This window comes from Bifidobacterium aesculapii (assembly GCF_001417815.1).
In the GTDB taxonomy this organism is placed as follows: Bacteria; Actinomycetota; Actinomycetes; order Actinomycetales; family Bifidobacteriaceae; genus Bifidobacterium; species Bifidobacterium aesculapii.
Genome location: NZ_BCFK01000031.1, coordinates 15,463 through 32,462, shown reverse-complemented (window position 1 = coordinate 32,462; position 17,000 = coordinate 15,463). Strand labels below are relative to the sequence as shown.

The following is a 17,000-nucleotide window of genomic DNA, read 5'->3' as shown; positions in this document are numbered from 1 at the left end:
CATCCAGGGCATTCCCGCATCCCGGCGCGGTGGACATATGCGTCATGACGCGCGCCCCACGCTTACAGTCCGCGGTCCAGGGAATTCAGGGCGAGCTTGAGCACGCGGGGTACGTCCTGCGCGCTGAGCGGCGTGGGAATCCCGTTGGCCTCGCAGGCCTGGCGCACCGCATGCTCCGCATCCTGCTGACGCCAGCCGAGGGAGATGAGCCCCTCCACGACCTGCAGCGCGCCCTTGTCCTCGGGCTTGGCGGTGGTGACGGCGGCCGTCGCGCCTTCGACGTCTTCGAGGTCGATGGACCCCTTGAGCTCCAGAATGATTTTCTGCGCACCCTTCTTGCCGAGACCCGGTGCCTTGGCAAGCGCCGTCGCGTCGTTGTCGGCCACGGCCTTGGCGAGCTGGCCCGGATTGAGCGTGGACAACAGGGACAACGCCACCTTCGGCCCGATGCCGGAGACCTTGAGCAGCTGCAGGAACGTGCGCTTGGCGGCCGGTTCGAGGAACCCGTACAGGGTGATGGCGTCCTGGGAGACGTTGAGATATGTGTAGACGTGCGCCTCCATGCCGCCATGCAGCCGTGAGAGATCGGCCGAGGGCATGCGCACCTCATAGCCGACCCCTCCGACGGCGATGAGCGCGGCGGATGCATCCACCGTCTCGACCTCTCCCCGCAGCGATCCGATCATGACGACTCCTCTCGAACAACTGTTCGATAGTGTACACCATCACTGCGGATTCCATGAAATCGCGTCGGTTCCCACCGCCGTTGCCGTGATCGCATCGTCGGCAGGAGATACCGCGCCGGAGACGCTACATGCCGCGATCGGCGTTGAACCGCCGCCTCGTGACCTTCTTGGAGGCTTCCGCCCACTGGCGTTGCGCCGGAGTGAGATGCTCTTCGCGTTCCCCGCCCTGCAGCGCCCCGGCGGGTCTGAGCGCATGGCAGATCGCCAACGCCAGCGCGTCGGCGGCGTCGGCGGGCGTCGGCATCGTATTGAGGTTCAGGATGCGCGTCACCATGCGCTCTATCTGCACCTTCTGCGCATGCCCGTTGCCGGTGATGGCGAGTTTCGCCTCGGTCGGCGTGTGCAGCGCCACGGGAATGTTGCGTTGTGCCGCGGCGAGCATGGCGAGGCCGGCGGCCTGCGCGGTGCCGAGCACCGTGTTGCGGTTCGATTGCGCGAACACGCGTTCGATGGAGACGGTGTCGGGCGCGTACGTCTCGATCTTCTCCACCAGCCCGTTGTAGATGGCGAGCAGACGCAGATCCTGCGACACGTCGGGCGACGACCGCACGACGTCCACGTGGATAAACGAAAGCCGGCGATGGGCGCCGGCTTCGATAACGCCGACCCCGCAGCGCGTGAGCCCGGGATCGACGCCTAGGATGATCACCGCAGAATCACTCCGCGTCGAGCTGGGCCATGACCTCGTCGGAGGCGGTCCAGTTGGAGTAGATGTTCTGCACGTCGTCGAGGTCATCGAGGTTGTCGATGAGCTTGGACACCTTCTGGGCGTCCTCGAGCGAAAGCTCGACCTCGTTCTTCGGCGCCATGACCAGATCGGCGGAATCGTATTCGAAACCGGCGTCGACCAGAGCCTGGCGGACGGTGTGCACGTCGGACGGGTCGGTCATGACGGTGAACACGTCGCCGTCGTCCTGGACGTCCTCGGCGCCGGCCTCGGCGGCGGCCTCGAACAGCTTGTCGTAGTCCACGCCTTCGGACGGAACCACGATCTGGCCCTTGCGCTCGAAGTTGAAGGAGACGGAGCCGGAGGTGGCCAGGGAGCCGTTGCCCTTGGTCAGGGTGGAACGGACTTCGGCGGCCGCGCGGTTGCGGTTGTCGGTCAGGCATTCGATGATGAGGCCAACGCCGGCGGGCGCGTAGCCCTCGTAGACGATGTCCTCGTAGTTGGCGCCGCCGGCTTCCTCACCGGAGCCGCGCTTGACGGCGCGCTTGATGTTGTCGGCCGGCATGGAGGCCTTCTTGGCCTTGTAGATGGCGTCGTACAGGGACGGGTTGCCGTCCGGATCGCCGCCGCCCATGCGGGCCGCGATCTCGATGTTCTTGATGAGCTTGGCGAAGAGCTTGCCGCGCTTGGCGTCGATGGCGGCCTTCTTGTGCTTGGTGGTCGCCCACTTGGAATGACCTGACATAATGCTCCTAGCAGGTTTGAACGGGTATGTGACAAACGAATAGATTGTATTGCGTTAAGCCGACAACATCGGCGGTACGGCCATAGGCCGGACCGGACCGGCCGCGAATCCCCGGCCGGTCCGGCGTCATGGAGGGCGCGCGTGGCGCCCGGAATCACTCGGCCTGCGGTGCGTCCCCGCCGTTCACGACGGCGTTGAAGTCGTCCGCGGAGTTGACCTGCACGCGCTTGGCAATCACGTCGAGGATGTCCTTGCGGGCCTCGTCGACCGGGACGCCGTTGAGCTGGCTGCCGTCGCGGAAGCGGAAGCTGACCGCGTTGTTGTTCATGTCCTCCTCGCCGACGATGAGGATGAACGGCACCTTCGACTTGGAGGCGTTGCGGATCTTCTTGCCGAAACGGTCGTCGGAATAGTCGATCTCGCAACGGACCATCTCGTCCTCGAGGCTCTTGACGAAGCCCGCGAGGTGCGGGGCGAACTCGTCGGCGACGGGCACGCCGAGCACCTGCACCGGGGCGAGCCACGCCGGGAACGCGCCCGCGTAGTGCTCGAGCAGCACGGCGAAGAAACGCTCGATGGAACCGAAGAGCGCACGGTGGATCATCACCGGACGCTGGTGCGTGCCGTCCTTCGCGATGTACTCAAGCTGGAAACGCTCCGGCAGGTTGAAATCGAGCTGGATGGTCGAGACCTGCCAGGTGCGGCCGATGGCGTCGCGCGCCTGCACGGAGATCTTCGGACCGTAGAAGGCGGCGCCGCCCGGATCGGCGACGAGGTCGAGGTGGGATGCCTCGGCGACCTCGCGCAGCGTGTTGGTCGCCTCCTCCCAGATCTCATCGGAACCGACGTACTTGTCCGGATCCTTGGTGGACAGCTCCAGGTAGAAGTCGGACAGGCCGAAGTCCTTGAGCAGGTTCAGCACGAAGGTGAGCAGGCTGGTCAGCTCGTCCTTCATCTGCTCGCGCGTGCAGTAGATGTGGGAGTCGTCCTGGGTGAGGCCGCGCACGCGGGTCAGGCCGTGGACCTCGCCGGACTTCTCGTAGCGGTACACGGTGCCGAACTCGAAGAGGCGCAGCGGAAGCTCGCGGTAGGAGCGCTGGCGCGACTTGAAGATCAGGTTGTGCATCGGGCAGTTCATCGGCTTGAGGTAGTAGTCGGCGCCCGGCTTGGTGATGTTGCCGTCCGCGTCCCGTTCCTCGTCGAGGTGCATCGGCGGGTACATGCCGTCCTTGTACCAGTGCAGGTGGCCGGAGGTCTCGTACAGCCCGCCCTTGGTGATGTGCGGGGTCTGCACGAAGCTGTAGTGGTGCTTGCGGTGCATCTCGCGGGAGTAGTCCTCCATCGCGTTGATGACGGCGGCGCCCTTCGGGTGGAACACGGCGAGGCCCGGACCGATCTCCTCCGGGAAGGAGAACAGGTCCATCTCGGCGCCGAGCTTGCGGTGGTCGCGCTTGGCGGCCTCCTCCAGGCGCGTCTGGTACGCCTTGAGATCCTCCTTGGAGGCCCAGGCGGTGCCGTAGATGCGCTGCATGGTCGGGTTCTTCTCGCTGCCGCGCCAGTAGGCGGCGGCGGAACGTTCGATCTTGAACGCCTTGATGAAGCGGGTGTTCGGCAGGTGCGGTCCGCGGCACAGGTCCTTCCACACGACGTTGCCGTCACGGTCGACGTTGTCGTAGAAGCTGAGTTCCTTGCCGGAGATCTCGGTGGCGGTGGACGGGTCGAGGTGCGCTTCCTTGTCTTCGATCAGCTCGATCTTGAACGGCTGGTCGGCCTCCTCCTCGAGGGCCTCCTGCTCGGAGACGACGCGGCGGCGGAAGGACTGCGACGACTTGATGATGCGCTGCATGTGCTTCTCGATGTTCTTCAGATCGTCCGGCGTGAAGGGCTGGTCGACCTGGAAGTCGTAGTAGAAGCCGTCCTTGATGATCGGGCCGACACCGAGCTTGGCGTTCGGGAACAGTTCCTGCACGGCCTGCGCCATGACGTGGGTGGCCGAGTGGCGCATGATGCCGAGGCCGTCCTCGGAGTCGAGCGCGACGGATTCGACCGTGTCGCCGTCCGCGAGGGGCGTGTACAGGTCGCGCAGTTCGCCGTTGAGACGAACCGCGATGATGTTCTTGTCGTCCGCGAAGAGTTCGACGCCGGTGGTGGTTGCTTCCACCTCCTTCGATTCGCCGTTGACTGTGATGGAGATGGAGCCTTGCGCCATGATGGTGTCCTTTGCTATCTGGGTCCGCGTTACTAATGTGCAGGCCTGGACTGTCTGATCAACAGTTGCACACTGTAGGACCGAACGGCGACATGCGCAAACCCGGTTCGTCAGGCGAACATCAGGATGAACGCCGACGACGTCGGAGCGCGCCCATGGCACGTCCACGGCGCGGCGCACCCGTCAGGCACGCTGCACGAGCCATTGGGCGGCGACCTTCTTCGAAGGGAACACGCCTTGCGCGCCGTTCGCGCCGTCGGCGAGCCACATGTGTCTGACGCCGAAGCTTTGCTTGCGTACGGTTCCGGCCCCCACGCCGTTGTGCAGCACGGCGAACACGCCACGCTCGATTCTCATTATCCTCACGTCCATGATCGACGGCCTCCCTGCCGTGAATCGTTTTCGTCGTTGTCTTGATGGTACCGTCGGCGGCCGGCTGGTCATCGGCGACGCGCCGGAGGGATTCACGAGGTAGCGGCAACGTCGCGCATCCACTTCGACATGCGAAGAGCCCTGGACGAAATCCAAGGCTCTTCCATCAAGCTCCTGCGACTGGGCTTGAACCAGTGACCGTCCGATTAACAGTCGGATGCTCTGCCAACTGAGCTACGCAGGAATGCTCTCCGCACAGGATCTCTCCCGTGCGCACAAGACGTGTACTTTACAGCATCATCGCCGGAAACGTAAATCCGGCGTGTCTCGTTGCGCCGCAACGGTTTTCCGTCATATCGACATCGCGATGGCGGCACCGCGCCCCGGCTCTTTCGCCGTCACATCACCACCTTGGTCAGCGGCATGGCCGAATCGATCGCGAACCCGGGATCGCTGGGCGCGACGCCAGCCTCGACGAGGTTCACGCCGAGCATGGCGACCATGGCGCCGTTGTCGGTGCACAGCTTCAATTCGGGGATGCGCACCTCGACGCCGTTCGAGCGCCCGTATTCAAGCAGTTTCGCGCGCAGCTGCGAATTCGCGGAGAACCCGCCGCCCACGATGAGCGTGCCGGAATCGTACTGGCGGCATCCATGCATCGCCTTCTTGGCGAGGACCGTCGCCACCGAATCGGCGAGCGACGCGCATACGTCGTCGACGGGGATGCCCCGTCCGGCGGCCTGCTCGCCTTCTACCCAGCGGGCGACCGCGGTCTTCACGCCGGAGAAGCTGAAATCGTAGGGGTGTTTCGCCCCGGCCTTGCCCTGCGTGAGCCCCTGCGGCACGCGGATGGCGTGCGGATCGCCGAGACGCGCGTGACGGTCGATGTGCGGGCCTCCCGGATACGGGAAACCAAGCAGACGCGCCACCTTGTCGAAACATTCGCCCGCCGCGTCGTCCAACGTGGTGCCGACCACGTCGACACGCCTCGCCACATCCTCCACGTGCAGCAGCGACGTGTGCCCGCCGGAGACGATAAGCGCGAGCGTGTCCTTGGGGAACGGCCCGAACTGCAGCTGCGTGACGGCGATGTGCCCGATCACGTGGTTGACGCCGTACAACGGCTTGCCGCCCGCCCATGCGAGCGCCTTCGCGCCGGAGACTCCCACGGCAAGGCACCCGGCGAGCCCCGGGCCGGCGGATACGGCGATCGCGTCCACATCGGACAGTTCGAGGCCCGCCTGCGCCAACGCCTCCGACACGCACGGCACGAACGCCTCGGCGTGGGCGCGCGAGGCTATTTCGGGGATGACACCGCCGTAGCGCGCGTGCTCCTCCATGGAGGATGCGACCACGTTGGACCGCAGCGTGCGCCCTTGGACGACGGCGGCGGCCGTCTCATCGCAGGTGGATTCGATGCCCAGTACGATCGGTTCGCTCATTTCGTCCCCTCGTCTTTCTCGTTCGTGTGCCGCGCGTCCGCTCCGTCCTCGCCGTCTGCCGAGGCCGTGAAGCCGACGACGCGAGGTTCGAGGTCCAACGCCATCACATATGCGTCGATGCCTTCCGGCTGGTAGTACCGTTTGCGCAGGCCGATGCGCTCGAATCCGAACCGCCGGTACAGCGCAAGGGCCGCCTCGTTGTTCACCGCGACCTCGAGCAGCATGCGCCGCGCGCCCTGCTCGCGCGCCCTGCCGATCAGCCAGGTCATCATGCCTCCGGCGAGCCCCCGGCGCTGGTATTTCGTGGCGACGCCGATGTCCATGATCTCCGCATCGTCGCCGTCATACCAATATCCGGCGAAGCCGCGGAAGACCCCCGGCACGCAGCCGTCGGGCCCCTGCACGCGGGAGTCGGAACCGTAGCCGTCGGGGTCTCCCTGTTCGCGCTCGCAGTCGAACACGTAGGTGCGGGCGGGCGCGGCGAGTTCCTGCCGGATGGCGTTCTCGCTCCATGCGTGCCGTCCGAACAGTTCGATCTCCAGCGAGCGGATGGCTGCGACCGCGGTCTCGCGGTCGAGGTCTTCGAGCGGGACGAGCATCAGTCCCTCCTTTCCGCGCCCTCGTGGCCGAGCACATGCTTGAGCGGTGCGGGCACCTGTGCGTCCGGGCGGCGCAGATACAGCGGTTCGACGGGCGCCTGGGGGCTGTTCCCGTGCGCGGTCACGGCGTCCGCCGCGAAGATGGAGAGCCCTTGTGCGCCCTGGTCGAGCACGGAGGCGTCGTCCATGTCGCCGAGGCGTTCGATGCCGCGCAGGGCATCGGCGTATTTCGCCGTGCCATGGCCGATCACGTCGACGACGATGTCGCGATCCGTGCCGGACGCGTAGTCGCGTACGGCCTCGTTCACGCGTTCCACGATCGACGACGGGTAGTCGATGTCCATGGCGATGAGCGGTCGCGCCTCGGCCGCGCCATCGGCGTCGCGGCCGAGAGGACTGTCGTACAGCGCGAAGTACAGTTGCCGGCGCCTGGCGTCGTTCACGGCGAGCGTGAGCACATGGCGTGTTCCCGGATCTCCCAATGTTTCGGCGCCCGAACGGCGGATGAGATTCCACTGCGCCTGCGGCTGCAGGATGTCATGGCCGATGAGCGTCGCCCCGGTGGCGAACGCCAGCGCCTTGGCGGTGACGATACCTGCGCGCAGGCCGGTGAAGGGCGCCGGACCGGTGCCGACGATCACCGTGTCGATGTCGCGTGGCGTGAACCCCGCCTCCGTCACCGCCTTCGCGATGTTCGGCTGGAGCCGTTCGACGTGGGTGCGCGAGTCGGTCTCGACGATCGGCTCCCTCCCGACGACGCCCACGGTCGACCCGTACGACGTGTCGATCACCAATGTGCAGCCCATGCATCCCTCCCCGTTGGAATCCTCGTGGTCTTCGGACCTGTAAGAGTGTACACCGAGCCGCGCGCGGCGTTCAGAGCGTGAATCCCTCCCATCGCGGCCCGACCGGCACCAGCGTGACGACGCGCATGCCGTCGCTGGTGAGCTCGTCGTCGGGGCCCGCCTGCGCGCCGGCGGCTTCGGTCGGGCGTTCGATGTGGATCTCAAGCCGTTCCGGGGCGAGTGCCGCAACCATCTGTTCGCCCCACTCCATGAGGATGACGGTGTCGTCGCCGGTGTCCTCGAGCTCCTCGTCGAGTCCCAGGGATTCGAGTTCGTCGAGCAGACGGTTGACCGCGGCCTGCCCCGGCGCATAGTCGGATCCGCCGAGACGGTATGCGTCCACATGCACCAGATGCGCGGGGCCGCCGTCCGCGAATCGTCCATCGAGTTCGCGGGCGATGGTGAACGTTGGCGAGACGATGGGCTCCGCGATGCCCAATCCTTCGCCGAACCCCTGCGCCAGCGTGGTCTTGCCCGCGCCGAGCGGGCCGGACAGCAACAGCACGTCGCCGCCGTGCACCTGTCCGGCAATGCGCCGCCCGAGCGCGCGCATGGCGTCTCCGGTCGGCACCTCGATGGTGATCGCATTCGCGTCGCGTGTGGTGCCCATGCTCATGATCTTCCTTTCGTCGCGATTGAACCGATGCAGCGTTCCAGGGCGTACATCGGGTCGCCGCCGTTCGTCTTGCACTCCTCGTCCGCCCATGCGAGCATGCGTATGCATGCGGCCATGCCGGGAGTGGTCCATCCGCCGAGGCGCACGTATCTGCGTCTCCAAGGCGGCATGCCGAGTTCCGAGGCGCCGATCGTCCCCGCGTTGAACGCGGCGACCTTCGCCACGTCGCGCAGTTTCGACGCCAACGCGCCGATGAGCGCGACCGGCTCGACGCCCTGCTCGACGGCGGCCCGCATCTTGACGATGGCGTCAGCCGCGTCGCCGGCCATGGCCGCGTCCGCGACGTTGAATCCGGTGACCTGGGCGTTGGCGGTGAGGTACTGGTCGACCCGGTCGAGCCCGATGGGATCGTCGTCGAAGTCGAAGCACAATTGGCCGCACATGGCGGTGAGTTCGCCGACGTCGCCGCCGAGCACGTCGACGAGCCGTTGGGCGGCGATGGGGTCGACGCGGCGGCCCTGCCGTTCGAAACGCTGCACCACGTAGTTGAGTTTCGCTTCGGGCTTCTTCAGATCGGGGACCTCAACCTTGCACGCCCCCGCACGCAGGATGCCGTCGAGCGCGCGCTTGCCTTTCTGCCCTCCCTCATGACGGCAGATGACGACGCTGGATCCCGTCGGATCGTCGGCGGATTGACGGCAGTAGTCGGCGATGGCGTCGGCGAGCCCGTCATCGGCCGATTGGAGGTTGTCGACGCGCACGACGGACACGTCGGCGAGCAGCGACGGGCTCACCGCCTCGTCGAACGCGTAGCGGCCCGTCGCCGCCGCATCCAGTTCGACGAATTCCGCGTCCGGCCTGCGCGCAAGCGCCTCGTCGCATTGTTCGCGCGCCATCTCGCCGTTCAGATACGGGTCTCCCCCGCATACGACGATCACCGGCGCATTCCCAGACTGTCTTGCCATGACCCCCATCACCCCACATCCGCTGGACAACGCCGGCCAAGTCCATAGACGGGGACGCGGCCGGGGCGGCGCTGCGTGACGGCCCGGCGCGTCCCGGCCATCGCTCCGGGCGGAGCATGCGAAAATAGACACGTCGTCGACATGCTTCGGGCGGCGCGCGTCGGTCGAAGCGAACAGGACAGGAGGTTCCCGATGACCACGCGAAACGCGAAGACGCTCCCCGATTGGGTACGGTACGGCGTGTTCTGGCACGTGTACCCGCTGGGATTCTGCGGAGCGGACATCCGCCCCCAGGGCCGCCGCGAATTCCACGGGCGCGGTCTCGACTCGATCATCGAATGGCTGCCGTACATGCGCGACCTCGGCGCGTCCGGGCTACTGCTCGGCCCGATCTTCGAATCCGCCTCGCACGGGTACGATACGTTGGACCACATGCACGTCGACGTGCGTCTCGGCGGCGACGCGGCGTTCGACCGTCTCATCGCAGCCTGCCGCGACATGGGCTTTTCGGTGGTGCTCGACGGCGTGTTCAACCACGTCTCCCGCCGTCATCCCGCGGTCCAGGCGGCCCTTGACGAAGCGTCCGGAACACTCGCGCCGCAGGAGAATCCGTGGCATGGTCTCGTCAAGGCCGGAACGGACGGGGAAGGCGCTCCGACGCTTGACGTGTTCGAAGGCCACGGCGATCTCGTCGACCTCGACCACACCTCGGACGCGACCGTGGCCTATGTGGCGAACGTGATGAACCATTGGCTCGACCGCGGCGCCTCCGGATGGAGACTCGACGCCGCCTATGCGGTGCCCGCGCCGTTCTGGGCGCGGACGTTGCCGCAGGTCATGTCCGCGCACCCGTATTCCTGGGTGTTCGGCGAGGTCATCCACGGCGACTACCCGCGCATCGTCGCCGATTCCACGATGGATTCGGTGACGCAGTACGAACTGTGGAAGTCCATACGTCACGCGCTGCAGTCCGACAACTTCTTCGAACTCGACTGGAACCTCACCCGCCACAACGCGTTCCTCGACACGTTCATCCCCCAGACGTTCATCGGCAACCACGACGTGACCCGCATCGTCTCGGAGATAGGGGCGGGCAGGGCCGCCCTCGCGCTGGCCGTGCTCATGACGGTCGGAGGCGTCCCCAGCATCTACTACGGCGACGAGCAGGGGTACGTCGGCGTCAAGGAGGATCGTCTCGGCGGCGATGACGACATCCGCCCGAAGTTCCCCGACACGCCGGAGCAGCTGTCTCGTCTCGGCGAGCCGATGTACCGGCTGCATCAGGCGCTGATCGCATTGAGACGGCGCAACCCGTGGCTGTTGGATGCGCGCGTCGAGAAGGACGTGCTGGAGAACAGGCGGTTCGTCTACCGTTCGGTCGCCGCGGACGGGCACACTCATCTGCGCGTGGAGCTGAGCGTGGAGCGGGAGCCTGCGTTCAGCATCAGCGACGCCGGCGGCACCGTGCTCTACCGATACTGACCGCGGCCCGCTGGCCCGTGCCCGGTGTCGGTCAATGCCGGTACCGGGCACGGGCCGCGGAAGATGACGGTCAGCGGTGGCGGAAGGGGGTGTTGCCGCGATTCGCGCGACGGCGGGCAGGCCCCTGCGCGGAACCGTATTTCGCGATCATGCGGCGGTCATGCCGCTTGGCGGCCTCCGAACGTTCGTCCTGCACGATACGGTTCTCGTTCCTGCGGTGGATTCGCTTGCCGCCGTTGCCTTCCACGGGCCCGCGGTTGCGGTCGGAGCCCCGTCGCGTGCGGTTGCCGTTGCGGTTTCCATTGCGGTCGTCGTCGCGGGTTCCGCCGTGGTTCGCGTCCTCGGCGCTTCGGCGTTCCGCGCGACGCGCCTGCCGCGCGCCATCCGTCTCGAACCTGCGTTCCCGGCGTTCCGCCTCCACGTCGCGCATGCCGGCGCGACGTTCCATGCGGTTCGGCCTGCGGCGCTCGCGACGCGGCTCGGAGTCACGGGACGAACCGGTTCCACGCGCCGCAGAGTCGGCACGACGGGAATCCTGCCGCCGCGCGCGGGCGGCGGATCGCACGTCCGACTCCTGCACGTCGTCGTGGCTCTCTGCCGTGGCGACGACCACGCCGCCGCCCGTACGGCGGCCCACGCCGGAACGGCCCTCGCCGTTCGCGGCCTTCCGCCGGCGCGGATTGCCTGCGGGCTGGGAATCTTCGAGGCTCCAGTCCTTGACGATGGCGGCGCGCTCCCCCACCAGCGCCTGCACTTCGGGGGAATCGTGGCGCACCTGGACGGGTTTCGCGTCGATGCCCGCGGCCTTGAACATGCGCCTGGCCTCACGGCGCTGGGCGGGCAGCACCAGCGTGACCACATCGCCGGAATGGCCGGCGCGCGCCGTACGGCCGGAACGGTGCACGAACGATTTCGGATCGTCCGGCGGATCGACCTGCACGACCAGCTCGACGTCGCTCACGTCGATGCCGCGCGCCGCCACGTCGGTGGCCACCATCACGTTCACGTCGCCGTTCTCGAACGCGGCGAGGTTGCGGTCGCGCTGGTTCTGGTTGAGGTTGCCGTGCAGCTGCGCCGCGGGCACGCCGCTGTTGGTCAGGCTCTTCGCGAGCTTCTTCGCCTGGTATTTGGTGCGTGTGAACAGGATGCGCCGGCTCTTGCCGGAGGCCAGCTGGCGCACCACCTCGAACTTGTCGTCCTTGGGGACCTCGAACACGTGCTGCGTCATCGTGTCGACCACGGCTTCGGGAGCGTCCACGCTGTGCGTCTTCGGCTCGTGGAGGAACTCGCGCACCAGCGCGTCGACGCCGTGGTCCAACGTCGCGGAGAACAGCATGTGCTGCGATTCCCTGGGGATCTGGGCGAGGATGCGGCGCACCGGCGGCAGGAAGCCCATGTCCGCCATCTCGTCCGCCTCGTCCATCACGACGACCTTCACGTCGGAAAGCGTCAGACGCTTCTGACGAAGCAGGTCCTCCAACCGGCCGGGGCATGCGACGACGACATCGGCGCCCGACTGGAGGTCGCGTACCTGACGGTTCTGCTTCACGCCGCCGTACACGGTGGTGGTGGTCATGCCGGCCATCTGGGCGAGCGGCACGAGCACGTCGTTGATCTGGTTGGCGAGCTCGCGCGTCGGCGCGAGGATGAGCCCGCGCGGATGCGGCAGGAAGCCGTGCTCCTCACGTTCGGCGAGGCGCAGGCGGCGCACATGCTTGACGTTGCGGCGGAACTCGGCCATGGACATGCCGGGATCCCAGGCCGCCTCGCACAGGCGCGCGGCGAGCGGGATGCAGAATGCGAGGGTCTTGCCGGAGCCGGTGCGCCCGCGGCCGAGGATGTCGCGTCCGGCCAGCGAGTCGGGAAGCGTGTCGGCCTGGATGGGGAACGCCTCGGTCTTGCCGTCGGCGTCAAGCACGCGGCACAACGGCTCGGGAACGCCGAGCTCGTAGAAGGATGGCGCGCGCGTCTCGACGACGGGCGCGGAAAAAGTGGTATCTGGCACAGCGGCCTTTCATGTCATAAGGAATGATGCGCGGTTTGCGCAAACCATGCAACATTAGCGTAAGGCCGATACTTTGCGTCCTTTCGCGCCCTCGACGCCGCCTTGTCCTGGCCGGTCCGGCGCATATCGGACACGCGTGGGGCGCGGCGGCCCGGTACGGCCTCCACGCCCCACGGTTCCGCCGTGCGCGGCGCGACGTCACACGTAGTTGCGTTCGATGAGGATGTCGGAGACGGTGAGGTTCGCCGCGTTGACGAGGTTGAACAGGATCACGTCGGCGAGCTGGCCGGGATCCATGAACGTGTGCTGCTTCTCCTCGGACACGTAGTCGTGGCTGTCGCGGTAGAAGGCGGTGTCGATGCCGCCGGGGTACACGCCGACGACCTTCACGCTCGTACCCTTGTACGCGGCCTTCAGACTTTGCGTGTAGCCCTTCTCCCCCCACTTGGTGGCGCAGTACACGGATTCGTTCGCGTTGCCGCGCGTGGCCGCGGTGCTCATCACGTTGGCGATCTTGAGGTCCTGCTCGCCGTCCGCCTTGAGCGTGGCGACGGACCACAGGATCATGCCCTTGAGTCCCTTGAGACACTTGTCCACGTCGGCGGCCTCGTATGCGGTGGGCGTCTTGAAGGACGGCTGGCCGGCGTTGTTGATGAGCAGGTCGATGTGGCCGAGGTCCGCGATCCGTGCGATGGCGTCGTTCACGAACGCCTCGTCGGACACGTCGCCGACGAACGCCTGATACGAGTCGGCGCCGAAAGTCTCGGCGAGTTCCGCCTGGCGTTCGGCGTTGAAGTCGACGCCGGCCACAAACCAGCCCGCGTCGATAAGGCGACGGGTCAGCTCGAAGCCGAGTCCGAGGGCGCTTCCGGTGACGATCGCGATCCGCTTGCCGTTCGTTGCATCCGCCATGATGACCTCCTTATGTGGCGTGTCCGTGCGGCATCAGGCTATCGGATCGGCCAGACGCGCCCCGCAATACGCGCAATCCCCATGGTGCGGTAAGGGCGTTTCTCCATTTCGGCGGAATTCCGCCGTTTGGGCCTACCGCACCATGGGGATTTCACCGCACCATGGGAATGGATGGCGCCGGGTATGACCGGGTATGACCGGGTATGGTCGGGTTATGGGTTATAGGATGTCCGGATCGTTTTTCTCGATGGTGCCGGTGGCCTTGCCGATGGCCTTGAGGCCGTGGTAGGCGACGAGGATGACGATCGTGCCGATGGCGATGCCGTTGAACGAGATGCCGTTGACGGTGAACGCGAACTGTCCGATCGCGATGATCATCGTGATGGCGGCGACCATGATGTTGAGCGGCTTGTCGAAGTTGACCTTGTTCTCCACCCAGATGCGGATGCCGATCATGCCGATCATGCCGTAGAGCAGCGTGGTGACGCCGCCGAGCACGCCGGCGGGGATCGTGTTGATGATGGCGCCGAACTTCGGGCACAGCGACAGGATCAGCGCGAATCCGGCCGCGCACCAGTAGGCGGCGGTCGAATACACCTTGGTGGCGGCCATCACGCCGATGTTCTCGCCGTACGTGGTGGTGCCGGAACCGCCGCCGAAACCGGCGAGCGTCGTGCCGAGGCCGTCGGCGAGCAGGGCGGTGCCCATCTGGTCGTCGTAGTCGCGGCCGGTCATCTGCGCGACGGACTTCACATGGCCGACGTTCTCGGCGACGAGCACGAGCACGACGGGCAGGAACATCGGCAGGATGGTGAAATCGACCTGCGGGGTGTGGAAGTGCGGCAGACCGACCCAGGCGGCCTCGCCGATGGCGGAGAAGTCCACCTGGCCGCGGAAGCACGCGTACGCGTAGCCGACGATCACGCCGAGCAGGATGTTGAGTCGGCCGAGCAGGCCCTTGAACAGCACCGCGATGAGCAGCACGGCCAGCAGCGTCACGATGGCGGTGTCGGGAGCCGCCTGGAAGTTGTTCCACACGCTCGGCGCCAGGTTGAAGCCGATGATCGCGACGATGGCGCCGTTGACGACGGGCGGCATGATGATGTCGATCCACTTGGCGCCCGCATAATGCACGAGCACGCCGATCAGGGCCAGCAGCAGGCCGGTGACCATGATGCCGAAGCTGGCGACCGCGATGCCCTTATGCGCGCTGGTGACGGCCGTGATCGGCGCGATGAAGCCGAACGACGAACCGAGATAGCTGGGCAGCACGTTCCTGTTGATGAGCAGGAACAGCGCCGTCGACATGGCGGTGAAGAACAACGTGGTCGACGGGTCGAATCCGGTCAGGATCGGCACGAGGAACGTCGCGCCGAACATGGCGATGACGTGCTGCGCGCCGATGCCGGCCGTACGCGCCCATGTCAGGCGCTCGTCCGGTTCGACGACCTCTCCCGGGGCAAGCGTCTTGCCGTCACCGTGCAGCTGCCATGTGAAGATGTTGCCTTTGGCTTTGGGTTCGCTCATAAGCGGCTCTCCTTAGCTTCTCTCCGCCGCGGGGCATACCTCATCCCCGCGAGTCGAAGCCATTGTAGCCGCTTCGCATGCGCCGCACGTTCCGAACCGGTGTCACGGGGTTCTTCGGCATGCCGCGAGCCCATGCCGCGGCACCGCGCAGCATGCCGGAGAACCGCCCGTCACTTGCCGTAGTAGTCGAGCAGATGCGGGTCGACCGCATGCACCACGTCGACCAGATCGCCGTTCGACAGGTACGGGCGCTTGAACTCGCGCCACGGATCGACCTTCATCTCCCACTTGCCGGTCTCCCCGTTGAGGACGGGGCGCGCGGTCTGCTCCCAGTGCATGCGCTTGGCGGTGCGCCCGGTCTCCGGATCACGGCGCGTGTAGTGCAGGCAGGTGCAGTTGGTGATCGCCCAGTCCGGGGATGCGGCGCGGTGCAGGAACTCCTCGTCCGAAAGGTCTTCGAGGGTGAGCATCAGCGCGAGCATGAAATCGCCGTGGGAGACCATGACCACGCTGCCGAGGTCGGATTTGCGCGACAGCGAGTTCAGCACGTTGTGCACGCGGTCCTCGGCGACGTCGGCGATGGATTCGCCCGCCGGCGGCCGCCAGTACAGCGGGTCCGTGTTCTTGAACATCCAGTTGCGCGCGTAGTTGGTCTTGAACTCGTCCTTGGTGATGGTGTTGATCTCTCCCCAGGAGCGTTCGCGGATGACGCGGTTCTCCTCCCATTTCGCCTTCGGCAGGGCCATGGTGGCCGCGGTCTCGCGGGTGCGCACGTACGGGGAGACGAGGTAGCGGTCGAACAGCTGCTGCTGGCCGACGAGCCACCGGCCGATGCAGTCGGCCTGCTTGCGTCCGGTGGCGGTGAGGCGCCAGGACCGGTCGGGGACGGTGACGTTGTCCTGCGTGTAGAGCGAATTGTCGCCGCGGTCTCCCGCCTGGACGATGATGTTCGCCTCGGATTCGCCGTGGCGGATCACGTAGAGGTCGAGCGGCATGCTCATGGATTTCCCCTCTTTCGTCGTCGATCGGATCATGCATCCGAATGGGTAACGGTGTATCAGATTAACCGAAAACGCCGGCCCGCACCTACGATTCATGTGCCGGCCGGCGTAAAGTTCACCGAGAATTCAGGGAATTCAGGCGATGGTGACCGGAGTGCCGTCGGGAAGCTGGTCGTACAGCCACTTCGCGTCCGCCACGCTCAGACGCACGCATCCGTGCGAGGCGGGTCGCCCGAGCTTGGCGCCCTCGTCCTCCAGGTATTCGCCGAAATTCTGCCCGGTCGGCACGGAGTGGAACAGGTACGGCCCGTAGAAGCGCACCCAGTAGTCGGCGCCCATGCCTTCCGAGGCGTTGTAGAAGTGGGTGCCGCGCGCGTCGACCGTGTAGGTGCCGCGCGGGGTGGCGTCGTCCATGCCGGTGCTGGCGGTCATCGTGTAGATGCTCTGCCCGTTCGACTTCACGTACACTTTCTGTTCGGCGATGCTCACGTCCACGCTGATGGCCGGGTATTGCGCGAGATCGGGCTGAGCGCCTCCGGTCGGGTTCGTCCAGCGTGCGCGCTGCTCCTCCGCTTCGCGCTGTCTGGCGAGCGTCTCGTTCACTGCCGGCACGGCCCTGCGGTCGAGTGATTTCGCGGCGGCCGTCTCCACGCGGGACATCGTGTCAGCTTCGCGCGCGGCGGATATCGCCGCGTCACGCGAAGCCGCGCGCGCCTGCCACAACGCGACGGTGCCGCACAATATGACGGCGAGCAGCACACACAACGCCGCCTCCACCGTCAGCAGCCAGTCGGTGCGCCTGCGATGCAATCCGACGTACGCCGATCGACGTCCAGCCATGCTCTCTCCCCCCATGCGACCATGCGA

16 protein-coding genes and 1 tRNA gene are annotated in these 17,000 nt (G+C 66.4%); 1 reads left to right on the top strand and 16 read right to left on the bottom strand.

Annotation, left to right across the window (positions count from 1 at the left end; translation table 11 throughout):
• Nucleotides 1–62 precede the first annotated feature (62 nt).
• The 11 genes from ruvA to holA form a co-directional block, all read right to left on the bottom strand.
• Nucleotides 63–686: a Holliday junction branch migration protein RuvA gene (gene ruvA, locus BFAL_RS04565; RefSeq protein ID WP_055427248.1), complete on the bottom strand. Its 624-nt coding sequence runs from the start codon at nucleotides 684–686 to the stop codon at nucleotides 63–65.
• 124 nt (nucleotides 687–810) lie between these two features.
• Nucleotides 811–1,395: a crossover junction endodeoxyribonuclease RuvC gene (gene ruvC / locus BFAL_RS04560; RefSeq protein WP_055427247.1), complete on the bottom strand. Its 585-nt coding sequence runs from the start codon at nucleotides 1,393–1,395 to the stop codon at nucleotides 811–813.
• A 7-nt stretch (nucleotides 1,396–1,402) separates the two neighbouring features.
• Nucleotides 1,403–2,158, bottom strand: coding sequence for a YebC/PmpR family DNA-binding transcriptional regulator (locus BFAL_RS04555; RefSeq protein WP_055427246.1), 756 nt, complete (start codon nucleotides 2,156–2,158; stop codon nucleotides 1,403–1,405).
• Nucleotides 2,159–2,312: 154 nt separating this feature from the next.
• Nucleotides 2,313–4,367: a threonine--tRNA ligase gene (gene thrS, locus BFAL_RS04550; protein ID WP_055427245.1), complete on the bottom strand. Its 2,055-nt coding sequence runs from the start codon at nucleotides 4,365–4,367 to the stop codon at nucleotides 2,313–2,315.
• A gap of 183 nt (nucleotides 4,368–4,550) precedes the next feature.
• Complete coding sequence (locus BFAL_RS11225) at nucleotides 4,551–4,724, bottom strand: hypothetical protein (RefSeq protein ID WP_160319031.1); 174 nt, start codon at nucleotides 4,722–4,724, stop codon at nucleotides 4,551–4,553.
• A gap of 186 nt (nucleotides 4,725–4,910) precedes the next feature.
• A tRNA-Asn gene (locus BFAL_RS04545) sits at nucleotides 4,911–4,983 on the bottom strand.
• Nucleotides 4,984–5,137: 154 nt separating this feature from the next.
• Nucleotides 5,138–6,181 (bottom strand): tRNA (adenosine(37)-N6)-threonylcarbamoyltransferase complex transferase subunit TsaD, encoded by a 1,044-nt coding sequence (gene tsaD / locus BFAL_RS04540; RefSeq protein WP_055427244.1) that lies wholly within the window; start codon nucleotides 6,179–6,181, stop codon nucleotides 5,138–5,140.
• Nucleotides 6,178–6,780, bottom strand: coding sequence for a GNAT family N-acetyltransferase (locus BFAL_RS04535; RefSeq protein WP_055427243.1), 603 nt, complete (start codon nucleotides 6,778–6,780; stop codon nucleotides 6,178–6,180). The genes tsaD and BFAL_RS04535 overlap by 4 nt, the downstream gene beginning before the upstream one ends.
• The gene (gene tsaB / locus BFAL_RS04530; protein WP_055427242.1) at nucleotides 6,780–7,586 is read right to left on the bottom strand and encodes a tRNA (adenosine(37)-N6)-threonylcarbamoyltransferase complex dimerization subunit type 1 TsaB; all 807 of its coding nucleotides are present in this window, start codon (nucleotides 7,584–7,586) and stop codon (nucleotides 6,780–6,782) included. Before tsaB ends, BFAL_RS04535 begins: the two co-directional genes overlap by 1 nt.
• Nucleotides 7,587–7,656: 70 nt before the next feature.
• Nucleotides 7,657–8,235, bottom strand: coding sequence for a tRNA (adenosine(37)-N6)-threonylcarbamoyltransferase complex ATPase subunit type 1 TsaE (tsaE, locus tag BFAL_RS04525; protein ID WP_152973542.1), 579 nt, complete (start codon nucleotides 8,233–8,235; stop codon nucleotides 7,657–7,659).
• Between the two features lie 2 nt (nucleotides 8,236–8,237).
• Nucleotides 8,238–9,206: a DNA polymerase III subunit delta gene (holA, locus tag BFAL_RS04520; RefSeq protein ID WP_055427240.1), complete on the bottom strand. Its 969-nt coding sequence runs from the start codon at nucleotides 9,204–9,206 to the stop codon at nucleotides 8,238–8,240.
• 192 nt (nucleotides 9,207–9,398) lie between these two features.
• On the opposite strand from holA, the gene BFAL_RS04515 reads away from it, so the two are divergent.
• A complete protein-coding gene (locus tag BFAL_RS04515) occupies nucleotides 9,399–10,688 on the top strand; it encodes an alpha-amylase family protein (protein ID WP_055427239.1) in 1,290 nt (429 codons plus the stop codon).
• 70 nt (nucleotides 10,689–10,758) lie between these two features.
• On the opposite strand, the gene BFAL_RS04510 is transcribed toward BFAL_RS04515, so the two are convergent.
• From BFAL_RS04510 to BFAL_RS04490, 5 genes are all read right to left on the bottom strand, one after another.
• On the bottom strand, nucleotides 10,759–12,693 hold the full coding sequence (locus BFAL_RS04510) for a DEAD/DEAH box helicase (protein WP_055427238.1): 1,935 nt from the start codon (nucleotides 12,691–12,693) through the stop codon (nucleotides 10,759–10,761).
• Between the two features lie 198 nt (nucleotides 12,694–12,891).
• Nucleotides 12,892–13,605 carry an SDR family oxidoreductase gene (locus tag BFAL_RS04505; protein WP_055427237.1) on the bottom strand — a complete coding sequence of 238 codons (714 nt, stop codon included), beginning with the start codon at nucleotides 13,603–13,605 and terminating at the stop codon, nucleotides 12,892–12,894.
• Nucleotides 13,606–13,824: 219 nt separating this feature from the next.
• Entirely contained in the window at nucleotides 13,825–15,132 is a 1,308-nt protein-coding gene (locus BFAL_RS04500; RefSeq protein WP_055427236.1) for a uracil-xanthine permease family protein, read from the bottom strand.
• A gap of 170 nt (nucleotides 15,133–15,302) precedes the next feature.
• The gene (locus BFAL_RS04495) at nucleotides 15,303–16,133 is read right to left on the bottom strand and encodes a histidine phosphatase family protein (RefSeq protein WP_055427235.1); all 831 of its coding nucleotides are present in this window, start codon (nucleotides 16,131–16,133) and stop codon (nucleotides 15,303–15,305) included.
• Between the two features lie 135 nt (nucleotides 16,134–16,268).
• Nucleotides 16,269–16,973: a L,D-transpeptidase gene (locus BFAL_RS04490; protein WP_055427234.1), complete on the bottom strand. Its 705-nt coding sequence runs from the start codon at nucleotides 16,971–16,973 to the stop codon at nucleotides 16,269–16,271.
• Nucleotides 16,974–17,000 lie beyond the last annotated feature (27 nt).